This is a genomic window from Achromobacter sp. ACM02 (assembly GCF_014851605.1).
Lineage (GTDB): Bacteria > Pseudomonadota > Gammaproteobacteria > Burkholderiales > Burkholderiaceae_B > Achromobacter > Achromobacter aegrifaciens.
On sequence record NZ_JACUZY010000001.1, the window covers coordinates 319,834 to 337,946 of the forward strand.

15 protein-coding genes are annotated in these 18,113 nt (G+C 67.2%); 5 read left to right on the forward strand and 10 right to left on the reverse strand.

The features are described 5' to 3' along the window. The first annotated feature begins 280 nt into the window (after positions 1 to 280). On the forward strand, positions 281 to 1,390 hold the full coding sequence (locus IB258_RS01470; RefSeq protein ID WP_054456767.1) for a porin: 1,110 nt from the start codon (positions 281 to 283) through the stop codon (positions 1,388 to 1,390). Between the two features lie 197 nt (positions 1,391 to 1,587). Here IB258_RS01470 and IB258_RS01475 read toward each other — a convergent pair whose 3' ends face one another. The 6 genes from IB258_RS01475 to IB258_RS01500 all read right to left on the reverse strand — a co-directional run bounded on the left by IB258_RS01475 (position 1,588) and on the right by IB258_RS01500 (position 5,740). Then, the gene (locus IB258_RS01475; protein ID WP_054456768.1) at positions 1,588 to 2,406 is read right to left on the reverse strand and encodes an RsiV family protein; all 819 of its coding nucleotides are present in this window, start codon (positions 2,404 to 2,406) and stop codon (positions 1,588 to 1,590) included. A gap of 34 nt (positions 2,407 to 2,440) precedes the next feature. Further along, positions 2,441 to 3,217, reverse strand: a complete 777-nt coding sequence (locus IB258_RS01480; protein WP_054456769.1) for a biotin/lipoate A/B protein ligase family protein — start codon at positions 3,215 to 3,217, stop codon at positions 2,441 to 2,443. After that, a complete protein-coding gene (locus IB258_RS01485; protein WP_013393496.1) occupies positions 3,214 to 3,489 on the reverse strand; it encodes a lipoate protein ligase C-terminal domain-containing protein in 276 nt (91 codons plus the stop codon). Before IB258_RS01485 ends, IB258_RS01480 begins: the two co-directional genes overlap by 4 nt. A gap of 30 nt (positions 3,490 to 3,519) precedes the next feature. Next, positions 3,520 to 3,984 (reverse strand): GNAT family N-acetyltransferase, encoded by a 465-nt coding sequence (locus IB258_RS01490; RefSeq protein ID WP_054456770.1) that lies wholly within the window; start codon positions 3,982 to 3,984, stop codon positions 3,520 to 3,522. Between the two features lie 10 nt (positions 3,985 to 3,994). Further along, positions 3,995 to 4,696 (reverse strand): glutathione binding-like protein, encoded by a 702-nt coding sequence (locus IB258_RS01495; RefSeq protein WP_119451095.1) that lies wholly within the window; start codon positions 4,694 to 4,696, stop codon positions 3,995 to 3,997. Between the two features lie 138 nt (positions 4,697 to 4,834). Next, positions 4,835 to 5,740 (reverse strand): DMT family transporter, encoded by a 906-nt coding sequence (locus IB258_RS01500; RefSeq protein ID WP_054456772.1) that lies wholly within the window; start codon positions 5,738 to 5,740, stop codon positions 4,835 to 4,837. Between the two features lie 122 nt (positions 5,741 to 5,862). Here IB258_RS01500 and IB258_RS01505 point away from each other — a divergent pair, with 122 nt between their 5' ends. Further along, a complete protein-coding gene (locus tag IB258_RS01505) occupies positions 5,863 to 6,330 on the forward strand; it encodes an Lrp/AsnC family transcriptional regulator (RefSeq protein WP_054456773.1) in 468 nt (155 codons plus the stop codon). Positions 6,331 to 6,338: 8 nt separating this feature from the next. On the opposite strand, the gene IB258_RS01510 is transcribed toward IB258_RS01505, so the two are convergent. Further along, positions 6,339 to 6,830: a glutathione peroxidase gene (locus IB258_RS01510; RefSeq protein ID WP_059380299.1), complete on the reverse strand. Its 492-nt coding sequence runs from the start codon at positions 6,828 to 6,830 to the stop codon at positions 6,339 to 6,341. Positions 6,831 to 6,839: 9 nt separating this feature from the next. Then, positions 6,840 to 8,045: an MFS transporter gene (locus tag IB258_RS01515; protein ID WP_054456775.1), complete on the reverse strand. Its 1,206-nt coding sequence runs from the start codon at positions 8,043 to 8,045 to the stop codon at positions 6,840 to 6,842. Positions 8,046 to 8,309: 264 nt separating this feature from the next. Between IB258_RS01515 and IB258_RS01520 the strand changes: the two genes are divergently transcribed. Continuing rightward, positions 8,310 to 8,645 carry a tetratricopeptide repeat protein gene (locus IB258_RS01520; protein WP_082401201.1) on the forward strand — a complete coding sequence of 112 codons (336 nt, stop codon included), beginning with the start codon at positions 8,310 to 8,312 and terminating at the stop codon, positions 8,643 to 8,645. Here IB258_RS01520 and IB258_RS01525 read toward each other — a convergent pair. Together IB258_RS01525 and phrB are read right to left on the reverse strand one after the other, a co-directional pair. Further along, a complete protein-coding gene (locus IB258_RS01525) occupies positions 8,605 to 9,564 on the reverse strand; it encodes a PAS domain-containing protein (protein ID WP_119451096.1) in 960 nt (319 codons plus the stop codon). The two genes, IB258_RS01520 and IB258_RS01525, sit on opposite strands and share 41 nt — an antisense overlap. Before the next feature lie 123 nt (positions 9,565 to 9,687). After that, positions 9,688 to 11,106 carry a deoxyribodipyrimidine photo-lyase gene (phrB, locus tag IB258_RS01530; RefSeq protein WP_192352019.1) on the reverse strand — a complete coding sequence of 473 codons (1,419 nt, stop codon included), beginning with the start codon at positions 11,104 to 11,106 and terminating at the stop codon, positions 9,688 to 9,690. 281 nt (positions 11,107 to 11,387) lie between these two features. Between phrB and IB258_RS01535 the strand changes: the two genes are divergently transcribed. Then, entirely contained in the window at positions 11,388 to 12,836 is a 1,449-nt protein-coding gene (locus tag IB258_RS01535; RefSeq protein ID WP_175163773.1) for a CoA transferase, read from the forward strand. A 548-nt stretch (positions 12,837 to 13,384) separates the two neighbouring features. Continuing rightward, positions 13,385 to 18,106, forward strand: coding sequence for an Ig-like domain-containing protein (locus tag IB258_RS01540; protein ID WP_192352020.1), 4,722 nt, complete (start codon positions 13,385 to 13,387; stop codon positions 18,104 to 18,106). Positions 18,107 to 18,113 lie beyond the last annotated feature (7 nt).

The window sequence follows — 18,113 nt, forward strand, 5'->3', positions numbered from 1 at the left end:
CAAGGGGCGATTTCCATTTGCGTGGCTGCAAGCGCATCACGTTGCGCGCATGGATAGCACACCGACATTGCAGGCCTGCGGGCGCCGCGCCCTACGTGGGGGCTGTCGGCAGGACGCCACATCCCCCTCACTTTTTTGCGGCCTAGGGAATTTCCCAGCTTGCGTTACAAGAACTGACACATTGCGTCCCTAGAATTCGTTCCTGCCATGCGCCGAGCGCGCCGCACGCGATGCGTGCCAGCCCGGATGCGCATGTCTGTTCAATCAATGGGAATTTGCAATGAAAAAGACTTTGTTCGTCACCGCCATGCTGGCCGCGTTCGGCGCAACGGCGCAAGCGGAAACCTCGGTGACGCTCTATGGCCTGATCGATACGGGTATCGGCTACCAGCGCATCAAGGGCGATGGTTACCATGAGTCCAAGGTTGGCATGGTCAATGGCGTGTCCAGCGGTTCGCGTTGGGGCCTGCGCGGCGCCGAGGACCTGGGCGACGGCCTGAGCGCCGTGTTCACGCTGGAAAGCGGCTTCAACTCGGCCAACGGCACGTCGGGCCAGAACAGCCGCCTGTTCGGCCGCCAAGCCACCATCGGCCTGAAGAGCACCTCGTGGGGCCTTCTGGAACTGGGTCGTCAGACCAACATCGCCTCGAAGTACTTCGCCGCGATCGATCCGTTCGGCGGCAGCTACGGCCAGGCCAACGTCGGCGTGGCCTTCAGCGCCGCCAACACGGTCCGCTACGACAACATGGTGCAGTACTCGACGCCGTCGTTCAGCGGCCTGCAGTTCGGCATCGGCTACTCGTTCAATGCCTCCGACACGACCACCGCGCAGACCGGCTTCAAGACCGCCGACAACACCCGCGCCATCACGACCGGCCTGCGCTATGTCAGCGGCCCGGTGAACGTGGCGCTGACGTATGACCAGCTGAACCCCGCGAACCAGTTGAACACCGACGCCACGCCCAAGTCGTGGATGATCGGCGGTTCGTACGACTTCGAAGTGCTGAAGCTGGCGCTGGCCTACGGCCAGACGCGTGACGGCTGGTTCACCGGCCAGGGCGCCAATGCCTTCGGCAGCGGCAGCCCCACGGCCAAGGGCTTTGGCACCAACGTTGCGGTGTCGGGCTTCAAGGCCAATTCCTACCTGGTGGGCCTGAGCGTGCCGATCGGCGGCGCCAGCAACATCCTGGCTTCGTGGCAGCGCGCCGACACCGACAGCACCAAGCTGACCGGCGACGACGCCACCATGAACATCTACAGCCTGGGCTACACCTACAACCTGTCCAAGCGCACCAACCTGTACGCCTTGGGTTCGTATGCCACCAACTTCGCGTTCACCGACGGCGTGAAGAGCACCGTGGCCATGGTGGGCGTGCGTCACCGCTTCTAAGACGAGAGGCGCGCATGGGCGGCGCTTGGGCGCCGCCCTGCCGCCGCGGTTGCACTGAGCGGACTGGGCGTCTTACCCGGCCACAGACGCGAAAAAAGCGGCCACCTCCCTAGCTCCATCCTCAGTCCGCTCAACCGAACCCCGGCTTGCTGCCGCAGGGAGCGCCCGCGCAGGCCGCGGGCGTTTCCAGGGGCGGCTTATGAAGCCGGCAGCAGCTCAGGCTTCAGGATCCCGCGCAGTTCCGAATACGGAATGTTCAGCTCGGGTTCGCCATGCGAGTACGGCGCGATGGAATAGGCGTCGTACTTGACCACGATGCCCTCGCGCGTCAGCGCATAGTTATCGCTTTCCTGGAACGGCCACATCTTGTTGTAAGCCGTCGGATCGCGGCGCGCATCCGGATTGCCGGCCAGCCACTTGGCATGCGCCTGGCGCAGCGCCGCCACGTACTGCGGATGGCGGCCCGGTATCAAGGCTTCTTCCAGGCTCATCACGCGGCCGTGGCTGCGCTCCCAGTTCAGGTACTGGGTGGCCGGAATGCCGTGCGCCGCGCCAGTAAGGAATTGCTCGGTGTGCAGTTCGACGGCCACGATGTCGCCTACCGTGTCCTTCACGCTGGCCTTGAAATAGGTGGCGTCGCGCGCGCGAGCCACCGACCAGAAATACTGCGTGTATTCGGACAGCGTGTCATAGGGCCCGCGGCGGTTGGCATCGGTGCCGGTCATGTAGGCCAGCACGTGGTCTACCAGCGCGGTCAGCTTGGGGATGCCGGGAAACGCGACGCTGTCGATTTCGATGCGGGGGCAATCGCCCTCGCAGCCTGGCTTGCTGGACGCCCACTTGATGCGCTCGGTGGACAGGTCGCCGACTTTTTCCGGCGTGGACGCCGAGGCCGGAGCCTGCGTGGCCAGGGTGATGTCCGCGGGCGGCGTACTGCCGCAGCCCGCCAAAGCCAGCAGGGCCGCGCCCAGGATGAGACCGCTTATCGCGCCTTGCGGCGTGAATGTGCGACGCATTGAAACTACCTCCAGAAAATCGGGGCGCGGCCGTTCAGGGCACCACGCCGGTCCACTCGGGCGTGGCGAACTTCTCGGCCGCCTGCGCCTGCGCGCGAGCCAGCGTGTCGCTGCCTATCTGCCCGGGGGTCAGACGGTGCAGGCCGGCAAAAGTTTCCACCATGCGGTCGATGATCACTTCCCGCGCCAGCCCGGTCTGGGTGCGCAGGGGATCGACGCGCTTCTTGGCGCTGGTGGTGCCTTTGTCGGACAGTTTTTCGCGGCCGATGCGCAGGACCTCGACCATTTTATCCGCGTCGATGTCGTAGGACATGGTGACGTGGTGCAGCACTGCGCCGCCGCGGCGGGCCTGCGCCGCGCCGCCGATCTTGCCGATGTCCGAGGCGATGTCGTTGAGCGGCTGGTACCAGGCCTTGATGCCCAGGCCCTGCAGGGCGGTCAGCACCCAGGCGTCCAGGAAGGCGTAGGACTCCTGGAAGCTCATGCCATGCACCAGCGCCTGGGGGGCGCTGAGCGAATAGGTGATGGAGTTGCCGGGTTCCATGAACATCGCGCCGCCGCCGCTCACGCGCCGCACGACCTGGATGCCATGGCGGCGCGCGCCTTCGGGGTCGACTTCGTTCTTCAAGGATTGGAAGCGGCCGATCACGACCGCGGGTGCGGCCCATTCCCAGATGCGCAGCGTGGGCGGACGCAGGCCGGCGCCGACCTCGTCGGTGATGACGGCGTCCAGCGCCATGTGCAGCACCGGGTCCTGCGGCCCTTCATGGATCAGCTGCCAGTCGTAGTCGTTCCAGTCGGTGCGCGTCATGCCAGCGCCCTCCGCAGCACCACGGCAACGGCCTCGGCCGAGAAGCCGAACATTTCGGCATCGGCGGGCAGGGCCGATTGCACGGCCAGCGCCAGTTCCAGTTCGCCGGCGTCGGCCGGCAGGCCGTTCAGGCCGCTATTGATGGCGTCCAGCGCCTCGGGCGGCTCAAGAAAAAAGTCGCCGCTGATGCGCACGTCGGCCAGGCGGCCGTCGCGCACTTCCAGATCCGCGACGACCAGTTTGCCGCCGGGGACTTTGTATTCGCCATGCATGGGCGCTCCTTGCTGTATCAGTACCAAAAACTACAGGCTGAGCTTCATGCCGTCATGGCTGGCTTTGAAGCCCAGGCTTTCATAGAACCTGCGCGCGTCGGGCCGGGCGCGGTCCGTGGTCAGCTGCACCAGGCTGCAGCCCTGGATGCGGCATTGCTCGATCGCCCATTCGAACATCTTGCGTCCGAGGCCCGCGCCGCGCGACGACGAGGCGATGCGCACGCTCTCGATCTGTCCGCGCCATTGGCCCAGCCGCGACAGGCCGGGTATGAACGATAACTGCAAACAGCCGACCAGGTTCGAGTCCTGCTCGACCACGGCCAGGAATTGATTGGGGTCCTGGCCGATTGCGGCAAAGGCGGCAGCATAGCGCGGGTCCAGCGGCAGCGCGGGATTCTCGCGCGTGGCGCCGAGTTCATCGTCGGCCAGCAGGGCGACGATGGCCGGCAGATCCCCCAGGCGCGCGCGGCGGAAAACCAGTTGCGGGTCGGGCATGGCGGCTCCTTCAGCGGGTGGTGTTCTGGGCGGTCTGGCCGAACAGGATGCGGCGCGATTCCTCGTCGCTGATGGACGGCGCCGTGTTGATGGTGTCGGCCAGGGCATAGGCGCGCTGCGTGGCGGGGCGGGCCGCGATGGCGTCGAACCAGCGCTTGAGGTGCGGGAACTCGTTCAGGTCCTGCCCCTGCTTGGCGTGCGGCACGATCCAGGGATAGGCCGCCATGTCGGCGATGGAATAGTCGCCGGCGACGAACTCGCGGTCCGCCAGGCGCTTGTTCAGCACGCCGTAGAGGCGGTTCGTTTCCTTGACGTAGCGGTCGATGGCGTAAGGGATGCGCTCTTGCGCGTAGCCGGAAAAGTGGTGGTTCTGGCCGGCCATGGGACCCAGGCCGCCCATCTGCCAGAAGAGCCACTGCGACACTTCAGCGCGGCCGCGCACGTCGGCGGGCAGGAATCGGCCGGTTTTCTCGGCCAGATACAGCAGGATGGCGCCCGACTCGAACAGCGAGATCGGCGCGCCGCCGCCGGCCGGGGCCTGGTCGACGATGGCGGGAATGCGGTTGTTCGGGGCAATGGCTAGGAACTCGGGCTTGAACTGATCGCCGCGGCTGATGTTCACCGGATGGATCTTGTAGGGCAGGCCGGTTTCTTCGAGGAACAGCGTGATCTTGTGGCCGTTGGGGGTGGTCCAGTAGTAGAGATCGATCATGGGATGTCCTGTGCGTCGCGCCGGCGGCGGCCGGCGCAGGGAAAGGCCATGATAGCGGGGCCGGCTTCGCGCCGGCCCCAATAACCGGGGGGCGGGTACGGGTTTGCCCCGGGGGCTTGCCCTGGCAGCGGCCCGCGTTCAGGCCGTGCCCGCGCGCGGCCGCCCCGGCAGGCGCCAGCTCCAGTTCAGGCTTACGCCCGCCGCCGCCAGGAAGATCATGGCCACGCCCGCGATCTGCGTGGCGTCCATGCGGTGGCCGTAGACCATGAAGTCCAGCAGGATCGCGACGGCAGGATAGATGAAGCTCAATGCGGCGGTGGACGTGGTAGGCAGCTTCTGGATGGCCGAATACATCAGGATGTACATCAGGCAGGTGTGGATCAGCCCCAGGGCCACCAGGTAGCCCCATTGCAGGGGCGCGGCGGGCAGGGCGTTGAAGTCCGCCATGGGCAGCAGCATCACCGCGCCCAGCGTCACCTGCACCAGCGCCAGCACCTGCGGCGGAATGTGCTTGAGCCGCTTGACGATGATGGCGGTGACGCCATAGAGCGCCGCCGCGCCCAGCCCCAGCATCAGCCCCGACAGATAGGCGCGGCCGTCCGCGCCGCCAGCTTCGGACAGGCGCAGCACCAGCATCAGGCCGGCGAAGGCCAGCACCGACCAGGCCAGCTTGCCGCGCGTGGGCCGCTCGCCCAGGAACAGCACGCCCAGGCCGATCAGGAAGAAGGGCTGCACGTTGTAGACCGCGGTGGCCAGCGAAATGGACGCCAGCCGATAGGCGGAAAACAGCAGCACCCAGTTCAGCACCAGCGCAGCGCCCGCGGCCAGGGCCAGCATCAGCGTGCGGGCGGTGAACAGGCCCGGCTTGAGCAGGCCGCGCGCCCAGCAATACACAAACAGGGAGAGGGCGCCGAACACGCAGCGGAAGAAGACCACGTTCCAGGCGCTTTGCCCCGACTCCAGCACAAACACGCCCAGGGTGCCGGACAGGGTCATCGCCGCGGCCATCTGGGCCAGGCCCACGCGTTCTGATGAGGGATTCATGAGGGTTCTCCAGGGCCTTGCGGCCACGATATTCGATGGAGAAATTATCCCAGGCGGATCAAGCTGGTTATATGATGTTGATGTGGTGAATCGATTCCGAAACCTTTGTTTAGGTGGAATTTATGCAAAACGACCTAAAAAGTGAAAACCCGGTCCTGGACGGTATCGACCGCCGCCTGGTGGAGATGCTGACCACCAATGCGCGCACCACCACGGCCGACCTGGCGCGCCAGGTCGGGATGTCCGCGCCCAGCGTCGCGGACCGCCTGCGGCGGCTGGAAGAATCGGGCGTGATCCGGGCCTACACCCTGGACGTGGACCCGGTCGCGTTGGGCTACGCGCTGGAGGCCATCGTCCGCATCCGCCCCTTGCCCGGGCAGCTGCGCCACGTGGAAGGCCTGATCCAGCAGATTCCGGAATTCGTGGAATGCGACAAGGTGACGGGCGACGATTGCTTCATCGCCCGCGTGGTGCTGCGCTCGATCTCGCATCTGGACGGCATCCTGGAGCGCGTGACCGAATTTGCGGAAACCAATACCGCCATCGTCAAGTCCCACACGGTGCGCCGCCGGCTGCCGCCGCTGCGCTGACGCGCGGCTCAGACCGGCGCGGACAGCGCCTTTTCGATGTCGTCCTTGATGCCGGCCGGGGTATCGGTGGGCGCGTAGCGCTTGATGACCTGGCCGTCGCGGCCCACCAGGAACTTGGTGAAGTTCCACTTGATGCCCTCGGTGCCGAAGACGCCGGGCTTCTCGCCCTTGAGCCAGCGGTAGAGCGGGTGGGCGTCCTCGCCGTTGACGTTGATCTTGGCGTAGAGCGGAAAGGTGATGTCGTACTGCGTGCTGCAGAAATTGCGGATTTCGGCTTCGTCGCCGGGTTCCTGGTGGCCGAACTGGTCGCAAGGAAAACCCAGCACCGCGAAACCATCGTCGTGGAACGAGCGGTAGAGTTCTTCCAGGCCGGCGTACTGCGGCGTGAAGCCGCATTTGGAGGCCACGTTCACCACCAGCAGCACGCGGCCGCGGTACGTGTCCAGGGACTGTTCCGTGCCGTCGATGGCGCGGGCGGAAAAATCGTAGAGGGTGCTCATGCGGGCTCCTTAGGCGTCCGAACGCGAGGGCGTCAGCGCGCCGGCTTGTTGTCCAGCGAGTGTAGCCCCGGCATCGCGGCCGTAGTAGCGCGTACCCCACAAGGTCAGCAGCAGGACGGCGGCGGTGATGCCGGCCGACATCCAGGGCAGGTCCGTCAGCGGCAGGCCGTGGCCCAGGGCCACGCTGCCCAGCCAGGCGCCGCCCGCATTGCCCAGGTTGAAGGCGCCCTGATTGAGGGTCGACGCCAGGTTGGGCGCGTCGGCCGCCTGGTCCACGATCAGCGTCTGCAGCAAAGGCACGACGGCAAAGCCCAGCACGCCCCAGATGAAGGTCATGACCAGCATGGGCGCCAGCGCGTGGATGGCCTGGCTGAGCGCCAGGAAGACCAGCAGCAGGCCGATGAAAATGCGGCGCAGCGACACTTCCAGGTTGCGGTCGCCCAGCTTGCCACCCAGGGTGCTGCCCACGGTCAGCGCCACGCCGAAGAGCAGCAGCACGCCGGTGACGCCGCGTTCGGACACGCCGGTCACTTCGCGCAAGAGCGGCGCGATGTACGTCAGCACACAGAACAGCGCCGCGGAGGCCAGCACGCTGGCGGCCAGCGGCCAGACCACGCGCACGTCGCGCAGCACCTTGAATTCGCGCAGGATGTTGCCGGGCTGCATGGGGATGCGGGCCGGCAGCCAGGCGGCCAGCGCGGCCACGGCCAGCAAACCGATGCCGCTGACCACCCAGAAAGTCGAGCGCCATCCGGCCACCTGGCCCAGCGCCGTGCCCAACGGCACGCCCAGCACGTTGGCCAGCGTCAGGCCGGTGAACATCAGCGCAATGGCGCTGGCGCGCTGGTTGCGCGGCACCAGGTCCGCGGCCACCACAGCGCCCAGGCCGAAGAAAGCGCCATGGCAGAAGGCGGTGAACACGCGCGCCGCCATCAGCAGCGCGTAGTTCGGCGCCAGCGCGCACAGCAGGTTGCCCACCACGAAGGTGCTGGCCAGGCCGATCAGCGTGGCCTTGCGCGGCAGCCTGGCGGTGAGGATGGCCATGATGGGCGCGCCGATCACCACGCCCATGGCGTAACCGGTGATCAGCAGGCCTGCGACGTCAATGCTGACTTGCAGGTCGGCGGCGACGTTGGGCAGCAGGCCCATGATGACGAACTCGCTGGTGCCGATGCCGAAAGCGGCGGCGGCCAGCGCGATAAGGTGCAGGGGCATGGGACAGGGCCGGGACGAAAGGAAGGCGCCGGCGCAAAGAGAAGGCAAGGGCGGAATTCTAGGGCAGCGCCGCGCAAGCGTCGGGGGAAAGCCCTATTCTGAATAAGGGTATACCCTTAAATTGACGCGACGCGGGCCTTTGGTCCGGACCGGCCGCGACGTCGCCAAGGGCTTGCGCGGCGCGGGGCCATTGGGCGGGTTTCGCCGCAGCCGTCCTATCATGTCCATCAGATCCAAATGCGCGCGCTGTAGGAGAAATCGGCAATGGAAGGAATGATTGAACGCCTGGAGGCGATGCTGGCCAAGGGCACGGACAACATGCTGCTGCGTTTTTCGCTGGGAAAGGCCTACGCGGAGCAGGATTGCTTCGCCGATGCCGAGCCCCATCTGCGCGCGGCGCTGGCGTTCGATCCCGCCTATTCGGTGGCCTGGAAATGGCTGGGCAAGGCTTGCCTGGGACAGGGCGACAAGAGCGGCGCGCGCGCCGCCTGGGAATCGGGCCTGCAGGCCGCGCAGGCGCGCGGCGATCAGCAGGTGGTGAAGGAGTTGCAGGTGTTCATCAAGCGCTTGGACAAGGAGGCTGCGGCTGGGCACGCGTGAGCCGGAATACCTCGATGGCGTGGCGCAGCTCCTCGGTTTCGGCCCGCTGCGCAACCGTCCCAGGCGCATCCGCGATGCCGGTGTGCACGTCGCGGGCCAGGCCGACCAGATTCCTGCGCGTGGCCTCCAGCGAAAATCTTAATGCGCCGATCTCATCGTCCGGATTGCCCGGCGCCAGCGGCGTGCCCAGATTGCCGGCCGCGATCTGCCGCGTGAAGTCGGTGGCCGTGGCCAACAGGCCGGACAGGGAGCGGCCATAGGCCCAACCCGATGCGAAGATCAGGCAGACGCCAGCGGCCAGCACTGCCGTGGCCAAGGCCAGTTGCTCGATATTCAGATTGGCCGCCATGCCATGCAGCGCGAAGCCGCCGGCGGCCAGGAACAGCGCGGACGAAAGTCCCGCCCAGGCCAGCATGCGCGCGCGTATGCCCGACGCCCGCCAGTCGCGCAGACGCGCCAGCGGGCCTCCCGGCAGGATCCGCCCCGCGCGCAACCGCAAGCCGCCGGTAATGCCGGTGCGCAGGCGCCGGTAGGCGCTGTCCGCGGTGTCGATCTGGGCGCGCGTTGGTTTGACGCGCACGCAGGCATAGCAGACGGTGACGCCTCGCTCCACCACCGGGGTGATGCTGGCCAGCGACCAATAGTGGCCGCCATGCTTGCGCCGGTTCTTGATCACGCCCGTCCATGACTGGCCCCGCTGTATCGTGCGCCACAAGTCGTCGTAGGCGGCCAGCGGCATGTCGGGATGCCGCATGGTGTCATGGCCCTTGCCCATCAGATCCGCCTGCGTGTAGCCGCTGACCTCCAGGAACGCCGGATTGGCGTAGATGATGCGGCCGCGCGCGTCGGTGCGGGTGATGAGGCACTGCTCGTCGTGCAGCGTGTATTCCTGGTCGTGGACCTGCGGATGGTCGCGCATGGCTGTGTCGTCCTGCGATCGGCGTTGGCGGAATGTCGTAGACCGATCATCCGGGACGCGGACGGAAGCGGCGTTGACCTAGGTCAAGCGGGGCCGACGTCGTTCCCGCCCGCGGCCAGCGTCTCAGGCCGGCGGCAGCCCGCTGAACGCCTCCAGCGCGCGCAACCGGCTCTGGGCCAGGTCGACAATGGGCAGCGGATAGCCGGCGGCGGCGCGCTCCATCGGGCTGGGATCATGGATGGCGCGGCCGTCCAGATGCGCCAGTTCCGGCAGCCATTCGCGCAGGAACACGCCGTCCGGATCGAACTTGCGCGACTGCGACAGCGGATTGAAGATGCGGAAGTAGGGCACGGCGTCCGCGCCCGTGGACGCGCTCCATTGCCAGCCGCCGTTGTTGGCGGCGAGATCGCCGTCCACCAGCTGCGCCATGAACCAGGCTTCGCCCAGCCGCCAATCGATCAGCAGGTTCTTGGACAGGAACATGGCCGTCACCATGCGCAGGCGGTTGTGCATCCAGCCCAGCGCCAGCAACTGCCGCATGGCCGCGTCGACGATGGGAATGCCGGTCTGGCCCTGCTGCCAGGCATGCAGGTCCTCAGGCGCGTCGCGCCAGGGCACCGCGGCGGTCTCCGGCTTCATGGGCTGGTGCATGGACAGCGCCGGGTAGGCGGCCAATAGATGCTGATAGAACTCGCGCCACAGCAATTCGTTGATCCAGGTGGCGGCGCCGCGCTTCCCGCCCTCTATTTCCCCGTGGTTTGCGGCCTGCGCCGCGCGCAAGGCCTGGCCCGGCGACAGCACCCCCGCCGCCAGATAGGGCGACAGGCAGCTGGTGGCGGGCAGCGAGGGAAAATCGCGTTCTTCCTGGTAGGCGTCGATGACGCCGTCGGCAAAGGCTTCGAGGCGTTCGCTGGCCGCGTCCTCGCCAGCGGGCCAGAGCGCGCGCACAGGCTCGGCGGGCGCATCGAAACCCTCGAAGGCCGCGGGCAGCGGATCCGCCGGCCAGGGCGGCGGGGTCTGCGCGCGCGGGGCGGGCAGGGCGCGCAGCGGCGCCGTGCGCAGCCGTTCGCGGCAGGCCCGCGCGTATGGGGTATAGACGCGGTAGCACTCGCCCTTGCCGGTCAGCACCGTGCCGGGCCGCAGCAGCGAAGCGCCATGATGCAGGGTCCAGTCCACGCCCAGGGCTCGCAGGCTGGCGGCGACCGCGGCATCGCGGCGGCGTTCGTTGACGGCCCATTCGGCGTTGGCGTGGACCTGGCCGATGGCGTGGTCGCGGCAGAAAGCGGCCAGCGCGTCCGGCGCCTCGCTCCAGTCAGGCACCGTCAGCAGCCGCAACGGAATGCCCAGGCGGCCGAGTTCGCGAGACAGTTCGCGCAGATTGCGCAGCCAGAAATCCACCTTGGCCGGCGCGTCGCCGTGCTGCCGCCATTGGCCGGGCGCGGCCAGGAACAGGGCGGTGACCGTGCCGGCTTCGGCGGCCGCGGCCAGGGCAGGGTTGTCATGCGCGCGCAGGTCGGTGCGCAGCCAAAGCAGCGTGTTCATGGGTGGTCCAGGGCAGGGGCGGCGAGGCTGGCATTCTATATTGCGCCCGCCGCGCGGACGCGCCGGCAGACCGGCCTTGGAAGACGATGTAAAAACTACGAGTAGATGTGTCCTGGCTTGCGCCGGCTGGCGCCGCGGGCCTCGCGGGGGAAAGCGGCCGGCGCGGCCGGATTGCGCCGCTTTGCGGTCAAACCATGAAACACGCTGGCGCGCCGCGGATATTGACGCCGCCTGGTCCCCGCCCTGTAATTCAGATAAACGACTAGAGCAAGATGAACGCTATGGGAAATCTGATGGACCTACGCCCGTCTTTTCTGAGGGGCCGCACACCCGCAGGCAACGCGTCCCGCGACGTCTTGCAAAAGCTCTGGCGCTCGGTGGATCTGCCCGGCGAATCGCTGGACCATGTGGTGTTGACTGGCGCCGATCCGGTACTCCCATCGTCCTTCGCTGTCGGCATGGCGGCGCAGACCAGCATGGCCGCGGCCGCGCTGGCCGCCGCGGAGATCTGGAATCTGCGCGGCGGCGCCAGGCAGCAGGTCGGCGTCGACATGCTGCACGCCGCGCAGGAATGCCGCAGCCACTACACCATCAACGGCATCACGCCCAATCCCTGGGACCCCATCACCGGGCTGTACCGCTGCGGCGACGGCGGCTGGGTCCGCATCCATGCCAATTTCGCTCATCACCGCGATGGCGCGCTGGCGCTGCTGGGCTGTCCGGCCGGCGAAGACACCACCCGCGCGATGGTCGAGCGCGCCTTGAGCCGCTGGAAGGCCCTGGACTTCGAACAGGTGGCCGCCGACGCGGGCCTGCCCGTGGCCGCCATGCGCAGCTTCGACGAATGGGACCGCCACCCCCAAGCCCTGGCGGTGGCCGCGCAGCCCCTGCTGACCATCGAGCGCATCGGCGAAGCCGATCCGCGTCCCTTGCCCAAGTACGGCAATGGCGCCCGGCCGCTCAAGGACATCCGCGTGCTGGACCTGACCCGCATCATCGCCGGCCCGGTCTGCGGACGGGCGCTGGCGGCGTACGGCGCCGATGTGATGCTGCTCAATTCCCCGCATCTGCCCAACATCGACAACATCATCGATACCAGCCGCGGCAAGCTGTCGGTGCTGGCCGATCTGGATACGGCCGACGGCCGCATCGCGCTGGGCAACCTGCTGCGCAGCGCGCACGTGTTCGTGCAGGGCTACCGCCCCGGCGGCCTGGCCGCGCTGGGCTTCGGCCCGCAGGACGCGGCGCGCATCCGTCCGGGCATTGTCTACGTGTCCTTGACCGCCTATGGCGACAAAGGTCCCTGGGCCGGCCGCCGCGGCTTCGATTCCCTGGTGCAGACCGCTACGGGCTTCAACCACGCCGAGGCGCAGGCCGCGGGCCAGGACACGCCCAAGCCCATGCCCATGCAGATCCTGGACCATGCCTCGGGCTACCTGATGGCGTTTGGCGCGCAAGCCGCGCTGGCGCGCCAAATGACCGAAGGCGGCAGCTGGCATGTGCGCGTGTCGCTGGCGCAGACCGCGCATTGGCTGCGCGGCCTGGGCCGTGTCGAGGGCGGCCTGGCCTGTCCGATGCCGGGTTTCGACGGCCTGCTGGAAACCGAGCCCTCCGGCTTTGGCGAACTGGTGGCTCTGCGCCACGCCGCGCAGTTCTCCGATACGCCGGCCCGCTGGACGCGTCCGTCCAGCCCGCCCGGCACGCATCCGCCGGTCTGGCCTTTCAACTAGGAACACCCGCTCAAGCCTGCGCGCCGCCGGCGTCTGGCTGGAAGCAGCGCGTTTCCAAGCAAGGGCCGCGGTTTTATCTGCGGTTCTGTCTGATTTTCATGTAAGCGCCTCAGCACGGCCCCGGAGCCTGCGGCCGGCGCTCTGCCTGCACTTCTTGCGTCCAGCCATGGCTGAGGCGCTTCCATCTCTTCCCACGCAAGTCCGCCCGATACCGCCATGCGCAGCTATCGGGTTTTCTGTTATGGAATCAATAAATTACATATTGATATCAACAGTCATATAAATAGCATGTCGTCATATTTTGTCATTTTTAAGTAACAACCAGAATCCCCGGGTGTAGTCGCTGGGAGTGCGCGCAGGACTTCGTCCTGGATGTGGCTCAGAACGGATCCGCCGACGCCGCAGTTCAGTAGCTTGGCGACTTTGCCTGGCCGGCGCATCTCCCGCCCGCGGGATTCCTTTCAGACAAGGTCATGACGATGCTGAAGCCATCCAAGGCACACGCTTGGTGCATAGCGGCTGCGCGCCAAGTCAGAAAGGCGCTGTGCGTGGCGCTTTCCAGTTTGCTCCTGTTCCAGGGCTGCGCCGCGCCGCTAGCCGGCGAACACCGCAAGCCGCTCCCCGACGCCGAAGGCCGAGCCGCATCCGCCAGCATTGCCGTTCAGGACCGGGCGCGGGCGATGGATCCAAGCGCGGCCGCGGCCAGCGCGCCTATCCCCGGCGGCATGGATCCCGCGCCCGATCTGGAGGGACGCCCCTTGCCCGCCAATCCCAACCAAATGGCGAGCGCGGACGCCAGGTCGACGGCCAGCGGCAAGGCCATCGGTGCAGCCCAGCAAGCGGCGGAAAGCTGGCTGCGCCAGTTCGGCACGGCCAGGCTGGACCTGCTGGGCAGCTTCCATGGCGGCGCTCTGGATATGTTGTTCCCGCTGCGCGATTCCGGGACGAGTCTGATTTTTTCCCAATTCGGCGCGCGCCGGACCAATCTGCTGCAAGAGTCATATCGGACCACGGTCAACCTCGGGCTGGGCTACCGCCATTTCGGCGATGGCTACATGGCTGGCGTCAACGCATTCCTGGACCAGGACGTGTCGCGCGGCCATCGGCGTCTGGGTCTGGGCGGCGAATGGTGGGCGGATTATCTGAAGCTCAGCGTGAACGGCTATTTCCGGCTGAGCGGCTGGAAGCGTTCGCCCGATGCGCGGGACTATCAGGAACGCCCGGCCAGCGGCTGGGACATCCGGACCGAAGGCTATCTGCCGCAGTATCCGCAGTTGGGCGGCAAGCTGATGTTCGAGAAGTACTACGGCGACGAGGTCGGGCTGTTCGGCGCCAGCAACCGGCAAAGAAATCCCAGCGCCTGGACCCTGGGTGTTTCCTATACGCCGGCGCCGCTGGTCACGCTGGGCCTGGACCATCGCATGGGGCAGGGCGGGCAGTCCGACACCAGCTTCAAGCTGGGCCTGAAGTACGCGCTTGGCGTGCCTTTGGCCAAGCAGTTGCAGCCGGGTGAAGTCGCGCGCAGCCGCAAGCTGGCCGGCATGCGCATGGATCTGGTCGAACGCAACAACGAAATCGTCCTGGAATACAAGAAGAACGATCCCATGACGATACAGCTGCCGGCGGCTGCTTCCGGATATCCTCGGACGGCCCTCAGCTTTCCGGTAACGCTGACGGGCGCGGATGCCGCGCCTCGGATCGAATGGTCCGGTTCCGCGGCGCCGTTTGCGATGCCATACAGCGGCGGCGCGTCCGCATCGCTGATGCTGCCCGATTACCGCAGCGGCGGCATCAACAGCTATCAGCTGATGGCGTCCGCTACGGATGTGCACGGCCGCAAGATCAGGTCCAACGTCATGACCGTGAGCGTCAACCCGCTCAGCGTCAGCGTCGCGCGTTCCAAGGCCGCCGCCATGGCGGACGGCGTGGACAACGTCAGATTCACGGCCCAGGTTCGCGGCGTCCAGGCCGAACCCATGGGGGGGCGCACCGTCACATGGGTACTGCAGGGGGCCGGCACGATCCGGGAGTCTTCGGACCGTACCGATGCCGATGGCGTGGCGTACGCCCTGGTCAGCAGCACTGTCTCGGGCACGATCGGGGTCGAGGCAATGGAGGCGCACGGGTTCAAGGGCAGGAGCGAGGCAGAGTTCCTTGACGCGCCGGGCACGGCCAGCGTGGCGCTGCTCGTTGCGCAGCCCGCGTCCATTCTTGCAAACGGCAGGGACAAGACCGTATTGAAGGCGACAGTCAAGGACGGCAAGGGCAACGCAGTGGGCGCGGGCGTTGCGGTGAACTGGACCGCCACCGGCGGGCGGCTTTCCAGCAACAGCAGCAATACCGACGCGAGCGGCATTGCCGTGGCGGAATTGCTGTCCGCCACTGTTCCAGGCCTTGCGGCCATCACCGCCAGGGCCGGAGCCGAGGATCCGGGCAAGACGGGATCCGTTGCATTCCTGCTCGATGCGTCCGATGCCCAGGTGTTGCGGCTCACGCCAAGCAAGACCACCGCCCTGGCCGATGGCCTGGACACGGTGACCTTCACCGCCACCGTCGCGGATGGCCGCGGCAATCCGGTGGGAGCGGGCGTCGCCGTCAACTGGGGCGCCAGCCTGGGCACGCTGGGCGCCGCTTCCAGCAACACGGACGCGAGCAGCCAGGCCACGGTCGTACTGACCGCGCCGACCGCGGCTGGCGCGGCGACCGTCACCGCCAGGGCCGCAAGCGGCGATCCGGGTAAGACCGCCGCGGTCGCGTTCGTCGCGGATGTCGCTAACGCGCGCGTCGTCCAGCTCACGCCCAGCCAGGCCAGGGGCACGGCCAATGGCGCGGATGCCGTGGTTTTCACCGCCATGGTTGAAGACGGCCGCGGCAATCCGGTGGGGGCAGGCGTCACCGTCAACTGGAGCGCCAGTCTTGGGACGCTCGCCGCTACCAGTGTCACCAACGCCAGCGGCCAGGCTTCCGCCTTGCTGACCGCGCCGATCGTTCCCGGCACGGCAACCGTCACGGCCCGGGCGGCGGGTGGCGATGCCGGCAAGACCGCGTCAGCCGTCTTCACGGCAGACGAACTGAGGGCCCGCGTGGCCGCGCTAAGCCCAAGCAAGACCACCGGCCTGGCCAACGGCACTGACACCGTCACACTCACGGCCACGATCGATGATGGCAGAGGCAATCCGTTGGGGGCGGGCATCGTCGTCAACTGGAGCGCCGATCGGGGCTCGATAGGCGCTTCCAGTATCACCAATGCCAGCAGCCAGGCCACCGTCGTCCTGACCGCGCCTACCGCGACCGGAGCGGCGACTGTTACCGCCAAGTGCGCGCCGGCCCGCCAGGCGAAGAGCGCCGGCGGAGATCCCGGCAAGACCGCCGCCGTCGATTTCATCGCTGACGACTCCAGCGCCCACGTCATCGAGCTGGCCGCGAGCAAGACCGACGCGGTGGCTAACGGCGCCGATACCGTGACCCTCCGGGCCGTCGTCGTCGACAAGCAAGGCAATCGGGTGGGCGCAGGTGTTACCGTCAACTGGAGTACAAGTCTGGGCCAGCTCCCGGCGGCCACCACGACCGATAGCAAGAGCGAAACCTCGGCCGTCCTGATCGCGCCGACTTCCACGGGCGTCGCGACGGTTACCGCCAAGGCTGCGGGCGGCGATGCGGGGCAGGTGGTGTCTATCACCTTCATGGCCGACGCGTCGACCGCCCGTGTGGCGACAGTCGCGGCGAGCAAGACGAGCGGCTTGGCCGATGGCACGGATACCGTGACCTTCACGGCCACGGTTGCGGACGCCAAGGGCAATCCGGTGGGCGCGGGCGTCCCGGTCAACTGGGGCGCCAGTCTGGGCACGCTGGCTGCGACGGTCAGCAAGACCGACGCCAACAGCCAGGCCTCGGCTGTATTGACCGCGCCGACTGCGGTGGGCACGTCGACCGTCAACGCCCGGGCCGCGGGCGGCGACGCGGGCCAGACTGCCACGATAGCCTTTACGGCCGACGCTTCCAGCGCCCGAGTGGTTAGTTGGGCGTTCAGTAGCAATAGCTCGCCGGTACGGGCCAATGGCGTAGACGCCATTATCCTCAGGGCCCACGTGAAAGACGCCATGGGCAATCGCGTGGCCGGGGCGACGGTCGACTGGACCACCAGCCTGGGCAGCCTTGCTAGCGCGACAAGCGTTAGCGACGTCACTGGCGAGGCTCTTGTCAAGCTGGTGTCCACCACCGCCGGTGAAGTTGTCGCCACGGCCAAGGCAGGGGCGGCGGATCCGGGCAAGATCTTGCGCGTGGGTCCCTTCGTGGCCGATCCCGCCACCGCCCGCGTGGTCGTGCTTACGCAAAACAAGACCAATGGCGTCGCCGATGGCGCAGATACGGTGAGATTTACGGCCACGGTACAGGACGCACACGGCAATGCGATGATGAGGTGGGACGTCAACGGCACGCCGAGGCCGCTCGACATTCCCGTCAATTGGACCACTTCCGGCGGCAGGCTGGCCGCAACTGCCAGCAGCACCGATGAGACCGGCAAGGCCACAATGGTATTGACCGCGCCGAAGGTTGCCGGCAGCGTGAATGTCACCGCCATGGCCCCTGGGCGGGATGCGGGCCGGACAGCCAGCGTGACCTTTGCGGCCGCCACGCCCCGCACCCGCGTCGGCAGCGCTTCGGCCAGCAAGACCAGCATCGTGGCCAATGCCCGCGATACCGTGATCTTCACGGCGGTAGTGCTGGACGGCAACGGCAATTCAGGAGGCGCAGGCCACGTGGTCAACTGGAGCACCGATCTCGGCACGCTGGAGGCGTCATCCACCAGGACCAACGCCAAGGGCGAGGCCACGGTTGTGCTGACGGCGGGAAAGCTCGCGGGGCAGGCCACGGTGACTGCCAAGACGGGCGCAGACGATTCGGGCCGTGCCTTCCGCGTGGCATTGACCGCTGATCCGATAACCGCCCGCGTCGCTTCCCTGGCCAGCAGCAAGACCTCTGCCCGGGCTGACGGTCAGGAAAAGCTGATCCTTAAGGCGACCGTGAAGGATGCCAACGGCAATCTGGAGGTCGCGGGCGTCACGGTCAACTGGCGGACCAACCTCGGCACGCTGGCCTCGGCAACCAGCAGTACGGATAGCAATGGCGTTGCCACGATGGAACTGCGCGCGCCAGGCGCTCCAGGTATCGCCGTGCTTACCGCGAGGGCAATCGCGGCGGACGGGGGCAAGACCGTGCGCGTGGAGTTCATATCGTCGAGTACGATCCCGCCGCGGCCATGGCAATGAGCAGGCA

Coding starts and splice junctions, on each gene's coding strand:
- IB258_RS01470 (WP_054456767.1), top strand. CDS start 281: ATGAAAAAGACTTTGTTCGTCACCGCCATGCTGGCCGCGTTCGGCGCA.
- IB258_RS01475 (WP_054456768.1), bottom strand. CDS start 2,406: ATGCGTCGCACATTCACGCCGCAAGGCGCGATAAGCGGTCTCATCCTG.
- IB258_RS01480 (WP_054456769.1), bottom strand. CDS start 3,217: ATGACGCGCACCGACTGGAACGACTACGACTGGCAGCTGATCCATGAA.
- IB258_RS01485 (WP_013393496.1), bottom strand. CDS start 3,489: ATGCATGGCGAATACAAAGTCCCCGGCGGCAAACTGGTCGTCGCGGAT.
- IB258_RS01490 (WP_054456770.1), bottom strand. CDS start 3,984: ATGCCCGACCCGCAACTGGTTTTCCGCCGCGCGCGCCTGGGGGATCTG.
- IB258_RS01495 (WP_119451095.1), bottom strand. CDS start 4,696: ATGATCGATCTCTACTACTGGACCACCCCCAACGGCCACAAGATCACG.
- IB258_RS01500 (WP_054456772.1), bottom strand. CDS start 5,740: ATGAATCCCTCATCAGAACGCGTGGGCCTGGCCCAGATGGCCGCGGCG.
- IB258_RS01505 (WP_054456773.1), top strand. CDS start 5,863: ATGCAAAACGACCTAAAAAGTGAAAACCCGGTCCTGGACGGTATCGAC.
- IB258_RS01510 (WP_059380299.1), bottom strand. CDS start 6,830: ATGAGCACCCTCTACGATTTTTCCGCCCGCGCCATCGACGGCACGGAA.
- IB258_RS01515 (WP_054456775.1), bottom strand. CDS start 8,045: ATGCCCCTGCACCTTATCGCGCTGGCCGCCGCCGCTTTCGGCATCGGC.
- IB258_RS01520 (WP_082401201.1), top strand. CDS start 8,310: ATGGAAGGAATGATTGAACGCCTGGAGGCGATGCTGGCCAAGGGCACG.
- IB258_RS01525 (WP_119451096.1), bottom strand. CDS start 9,564: ATGCGCGACCATCCGCAGGTCCACGACCAGGAATACACGCTGCACGAC.
- phrB (WP_192352019.1), bottom strand. CDS start 11,106: ATGAACACGCTGCTTTGGCTGCGCACCGACCTGCGCGCGCATGACAAC.
- IB258_RS01535 (WP_175163773.1), top strand. CDS start 11,388: ATGGGAAATCTGATGGACCTACGCCCGTCTTTTCTGAGGGGCCGCACA.